Annotated in this window: 5 protein-coding genes; 2 read left to right on the top strand and 3 right to left on the bottom strand. The window is 66.4% G+C overall.

Annotated elements, in window-relative coordinates; translation table 11 throughout:
* Positions 1–72 precede the first annotated feature (72 nt).
* Positions 73–1,713 carry a hypothetical protein gene (locus tag ACWCSU_RS52610; protein ID WP_449945175.1) on the bottom strand — a complete coding sequence of 547 codons (1,641 nt, stop codon included), beginning with the start codon at positions 1,711–1,713 and terminating at the stop codon, positions 73–75.
* Positions 1,674–2,465 carry a TnsA-like heteromeric transposase endonuclease subunit gene (locus ACWCSU_RS52605; protein ID WP_449945172.1) on the bottom strand — a complete coding sequence of 264 codons (792 nt, stop codon included), beginning with the start codon at positions 2,463–2,465 and terminating at the stop codon, positions 1,674–1,676. The genes ACWCSU_RS52610 and ACWCSU_RS52605 overlap by 40 nt, the downstream gene beginning before the upstream one ends.
* Before the next feature lie 319 nt (positions 2,466–2,784).
* On the opposite strand from ACWCSU_RS52605, the gene ACWCSU_RS52600 reads away from it, so the two are divergent.
* Positions 2,785–3,420, top strand: coding sequence for a hypothetical protein (locus tag ACWCSU_RS52600; RefSeq protein ID WP_449945169.1), 636 nt, complete (start codon positions 2,785–2,787; stop codon positions 3,418–3,420).
* Between the two features lie 149 nt (positions 3,421–3,569).
* On the opposite strand, the gene ACWCSU_RS52595 is transcribed toward ACWCSU_RS52600, so the two are convergent.
* Positions 3,570–4,730, bottom strand: coding sequence for a TniQ family protein (locus tag ACWCSU_RS52595; protein WP_449945165.1), 1,161 nt, complete (start codon positions 4,728–4,730; stop codon positions 3,570–3,572).
* Between the two features lie 195 nt (positions 4,731–4,925).
* Between ACWCSU_RS52595 and ACWCSU_RS52590 the strand changes: the two genes are divergently transcribed.
* Positions 4,926–5,788, top strand: an 863-nt coding sequence (locus tag ACWCSU_RS52590) for a cytochrome P450 (RefSeq protein WP_364103620.1), incomplete at its 3' end; no start/stop codon positions are given.

Raw genomic sequence — 5,788 nt, 5'->3', positions numbered from 1 at the left:
GTTGCTGAATCTCATCGACATTTCCGAACCCGTTGAGCCGCTGGCGTTGCTCGAACCCGTGAACAAGCGTTTCTACTTCTGACCGACGCAACCAGTGCCCAGGATCGGGTCGTCGTAGATGAGGTAGTCGAGCTGCACTCCCTCCGGGCGGATCGTCCGGTACTCGATCGGCAGCCGCTTGCAGTAGTGATGCGATTGCGGCGGGCAGATGATGTAGCCGTAGCGGGCCACCATCAGGCTGTAGGCATGGTTCGGCGACATCTCCAGCTCGGGGAACCCCGAGACGATCAGCCCGGAATGCACCCGGCGTTGATAGATGGCCACCACGTACTCGGCGAAGAACTCCTCCAAGTCTTCCAGGCTCCACCGGGCGGCGTGGTCCACCAGCCGGCCCCGGCTGGAGGTGTCGGAGCCCTTGTAGCCGGCGACATGCTCGGCGAAATCTTCACGGATCGTGCCGAAGGCGCGTTCGATATTGGCTTTGTCGGTGGGGTTGGCCTTGCGGGCCAAGCCCAGGTTGATGCCCAGATCCAGGCAGGCCTCGCGCAGCGCGTCGGACAGGTTGACCTTGGCGTGGTCGACCAGGATCGTCTCCGGCCAGATCACCGGCCGGGCCGCGGCCAGCTCCAGCCGCTCCTCCAGATCGACTTCGCGGGTGATGGGCAGGCGCAGCATCCGGTAGGCCAGCGCCTGCTTCCAGCCGGGCCGCATCGGCTCCGGCGTGACCGCGTCGTTGAGCAGCATCACCACGTCGACCGCCCGGGTGTCGCCCACCGTCATCCGCCAGGCCAGCAGCGTCCGGGTCGCGACATCGATCGCCAGCACCAGGTGCACCTTGTGGGTGACGTCGCCGATCGGGTCGTAGGCGATCACGTCCAGCGGGGTGGCGTCGATCATCACCACCTGCCCCGGCCGCACCGCCTCATCCGGCCGGTAGGAACGCTGCGGCCGCGCCGCCGCGCTCCGCCGCGACGGCGCCCGGCCGAAGGTGTACTGGCCCGGCAGCAGCACCTCGACATAGCGGGCGATGGTCGAACTCGACGGCAGCTTCACCACGCCCGGCCCGTGCTCGTGATCCAGCCGATCCTGCAGCCGCCGATAGAACCGGTTCAGGCTGCCGGTGGAGTCCTCCCGTTCCCCGACCCGATGCTGAGCGAGGATCGCATCCAGCACCCGCCGATCGGCGCGGGCCAGCGGATTGCGAACCTCGGTGCCGCGCCCGTCGACCAGCCCCTCGCGCTGCGCGGCGCGATAACGTCGCAGTTTGCGCCACATCGTGGCCGAACTCACTCCCAGCTCAGCCGCCTTGGCCTCTAAACGATCACTCAAGTTCGGCACCAAGACCGGATCGTAAGACGGGCGTGGCTCCCCCGGTTCCGCCCGTTCCGACTTGCCGCTTCGGTAGCCCTTCCACATCTCGTTCAGATGCGCTTCAAGGTCCCGCACCGCTGCTGCCTTGTCGTCAGACAGAGCGTCCAGCAGCGCCCCGGTATCGACGTCGGGCGAGGGCAGGTCGACGGGGCTTTCGCTCAGCAGCCGGAACCCGGGTGCCGCCATCAAAGCCGCGATGTAGATGGTTGTCCACTCCCCGGCGGCCGACCGTAGGTGAACCTCGCCGCCACCGTGACCGACCACCTGGTGGCGTTCGTCGTTGAACCACACCCACGTGCCCATCACCAGTCGCCGACCAACCGCCTCGACGCCTTCGCCCACTGCCGTGCCCCAACATCACTGTTCACCGCTGCCCGAACCAAGCTGGTGTCCTCCAGCGGGCGGGTCAGGTCCACCGCCAGTTCGCCGGTCCAGCACAGATGCAGCACGACCGCGCGGGCCACCAGCGGTTCGGCGGTGAAGCTGACCAATTGTCCCAGCGGCACCGGCTCGCCGGCCAGAGACAGGAGCTGCGCGCGGTAATCGCTCACTCCCACCATCTCACGGCGATAGCCCGCCAACGCCAGCACGTTGATCGTGCGCTGCCGCCCGGGCGGCTCACCGACCAGCTCATAGCCCCAGCCCGCCGCCGCGCAGCAGGCCGCGACCCGCTCGGCGGTCGCCTTCACCTTCGCGTCGTTCAACCGACCGGGGTTCTTGACCTCCATCACCGTCGCCGAGCCGTCCACCCGGCGGACGAACAAATCAGGGGTGGCCTTCCACGCGCCGCGATCATCCACGCCAAGCAACTGCATCGGCTGGCCGGAGAAGCCGCTCACCTCGGGATCGAAGTCCAGCATCGTCATCCAGACGCTCTCCAGATGCGACTCGCACTCGATCATCCGGTTCGTCGTGGAGGACCAGTGCGTGCTCGGTGTGTGTGCCTGATCGACCCGGTGCGGGATCCGCCGGATCGCGCCGCAGTTCTCGAACGCCACCTCGGCGGCAGCTTCCAGCGGGAGCCGTTCTTCCTGCCCGTCCCGATGCAGGTAGCGAACCTGGACGCTGCGTAACTGCAGGTCGGCAGCCTTCATCGCGCCTCCCGAGACCGTAAGAAGCGGCTGCTCGCATCCATTCAAAGCGTCGGCACGCCGGGCAGAACCATGTGACGAAGGTCACGGTAGCGCTCTGTGGTCGACTTCGTGGCACTTTCCGGGCCAAGCATCTCAATCCAAGCCCGTTGTGGACGGACATGAAGTTCTCCTGATACACGGCCATGAGCATCCTGGCCCACGGCCAGGACTTCTCCAGGTAGACGGCCAACATCTCTCAAGGCCAACGGTCACCATGCTTGATCGGAAATGTCGGAACCGGCCGCTACCCTGTCGTCTCCACCATGCGAGAGGGAAGAGCATGAGCCCGGTCACGCCCGACATGATCAACTACTACGTGAAGCTCCGCCAGGATCTGGGTCGAGTAGACCCCTACATCAACGAGGCGATGTTCTGGATGGTAGTGCGAGGGCATGCAGAGCCACTTACGGTCGCCGATGTCGCACGCCGGCTGGAGGCCGACCCCTACGCCGCGAGTCCCGGCACGGTGCTGGAGCTGGCGGAACACGTCGTCCTGGAACAGAGCGACCATGGTGTGATCGTGCTGGCGCAGAACGCCTATCCCAGCGATCCGGACATCTGGGCCCGCCTGACCGAGAACGCGCAGGCGTGGGGTTTCTGGTGGCTGGTCAACAACGCCCACGAGCTGTTCTATGCGGCCGACGGCGTTCTCGTCACGTCGGTGGGGCAAATCTCGTCGCCCAATGGACCGGAGTGCTTCGGCCAGGACCCCACCGCGCTCGATGCCCATCTGGGGGCCTTGCGGGCGCTGGGAGAGCGGATGAAGGCCGATGATGAGGCAGGGGTGACACCCGCTACGCCCTACCCCGACTGGGAGACTGCACTGGCAACCGTCGAGGCGCTGACAGGCGTTCGCCTGGACCTCGACCGGTTCACCAGGAAGCAACAGTCGGTCTATGCTCCTGGGCTGAGCTGATCTATCCAACTGAACGCTCAGCCCGGACGACAATCAGCAAGGCGAGCCAGCTGACTGTCCACCAGGATTTCTCCTGTCCGTCCATCAGGAACCAGGCGGCCACCTACCTGGACTGACATGGCCGCCAGCCAGGATTTTCGCGTGACCGCTTACACCCGTTGGCTCAGACCAATCGATCCACCACTTCTCGCCTTGCTCACGACCGCCGAATCTGCCCGCCGAGAGCGGCATCCAGAGCTGCGGTGAAAATCGCTGGCAGATCCATCTGCGTCAACGGATCTGGCCGCCGCTCCTTCCACCGAAACCGCGCGGCGGCGGCCAGTGGCATCAATCGGGCCACCAACTCCGACTCCCCTTCCACCGCGGCCACCTCCAAAGCCACCGCCAGCAGTTCCGCAGCTACCAACGCAGTCCGCGGAACCATCCCGAAGCGGCCCACTAGCCCCGCCTGGTTCCACCGCTGCCCAGCAGCGGCCTCTGCGGCCAGCGCGCCCCGGCCATCCGCAGTCACATCCAACAGGGGGAGTACCTCCGGCACCCCCCAACCGGACCAGCATCGCCGTCGCTCTCAAGGCCGCGAACCATTGACCGGCACTCACCGCCTGGCCCGCGAACAGCGCAGGCTGGCGGCGCATCGCCATCTCGAGCACGAGTTGTTGCTGATCAGCGAGTTCGTTACTCACCGCGCTCGTACTGATCTGTGGGATCGGCTGATCGCATACGGTCCCGCTGAGGAACGCGCCGCATCGCAACGGAGCCGGCATCCGTGAGCGAGACAGGCGGCCTGGCTGGCCGGCCGGGCCCCGTCGCACGGAAACGCGGCATCTCGGGCAGAGATCCACCAGCAGCATCCGATGCGCGGGACAAACCGCGGCCCAGCCCAGCTTCCACCAGACCTGCCACGCTCCGCCCGAAGCCGCCAGGCACTTCGGGCAGGCCCGGCTGCCGAAGAACTGCACCCACTCACGGCCCTCTGCCAGGCGGACTGAGTCCTTTTCCCCCACGCGGACACCTGCCAGATCCACAGCCGAGCCGTCGAACACCTCCAGGTGCATCCCACGCACGACCTCGGCACTCACGCCTGTGGCAGCCCCGATCGCCCTGCAGGTCTCCGACGTCACAACAACGCCGTACGCCAGTGAACGGACATCGCTCGACGCACGTACATCCAGCCCCAACGCCTCGGCGATCATCCACACCGGACATCCGTTGCGTACCGCCATCCGATCAGCCCAAGAGGCGAACGATTCACCCGGCTGCGGCTCAACCACCAGTGCCAGACGCCGCCGCCGAGGGAGGCCAACTGTCATTTTGAGCTCTCACTATCAGGTCAACTATCAAGTACCGTGCCGAACTCTCAAGTTGAGGCGACGTCAGACAACAGCGGTGGTGTCCTTGGGGGTGTCTTGACGTATCAAATGAATGCTTTTTTAATTCGATTGAGGGCGTGATTCACCTCAGATCGACTCCGACCGGTTCATCGACGTCAGGGATGGAGCTGCGAGATGACCGTGGACGACCGTTTCGGCCCGGAGCTGGAAGAGACGCGCAGGGCCCGGCTGCGCGGCACCGTCAGCGAGATCGTCACCGATCCGGTCTCGGACTGGGCCACCGATTTCTCCCACGTCGACCCCCAGTGGGCCGCCGACCCGTACCCGATCCAGGACGACCTGCGGCAACGTTGCCCGATCGCGCACACCGACCGGTTCGGCGGGGTCTGGCTGCCCACCCGCTACGAGGACGTCGCGGCCGTCGCCTACGACACCGAGCGGTTCTCCTCGCGGGCGGTCGTCGTCGGCAACGTCAAGCCGCCCAGGGAGCTCGCGCCGGTGGGCGGGGTGCCGCCGATCTCGTCCGACCCGCCCTTCCACCACGACGCCCGCAAGTTGCTGCTGCCCGCCTTCACCAAGACGGCTGTCGCCAGACGGGAGGAGTCGACGCGGGCGCTGTGCCACGAGCTGATCGACGGCCTGGAGGGGCGCGAGGTCGTGGACGCGGCCCGCGAGTACGCCCAGTACATCCCGATGCGGGTGATCGCCGACATGCTGGGCTTCCCACCCGAGGACGCCGACCGGTTCAGGCGGTTCGTGGAGAACGCCCTGGAGAGCGTGAACGAACCGACCGAAGTGCGGCTGGAACGCTTCGCCGAACTGTCGGCCTATCTGGTGGAGCAGATCCACGACCACCTGGCCGACCCGCGTGACGACCTCACCTCGTACCTGCTGGACGCCGAGCTCAACGGCGCGAAGCTGGACCCCGTCCACGTCGTCGGGACGATCGCCCTGCTGCTGATCGCGGGCATCGACACCACCTGGAGCGCCATCGGCGCCTCCCTGTGGCACCTGGCCAAAACCCCCACAGACCGCGA

It is taken from the genome of Nonomuraea sp. NPDC001699, from assembly GCF_053596455.1.
The sequence above is the reverse complement of the archived record's forward strand: the minus strand, read 5'-3'. Positions and strand labels throughout refer to the sequence as shown.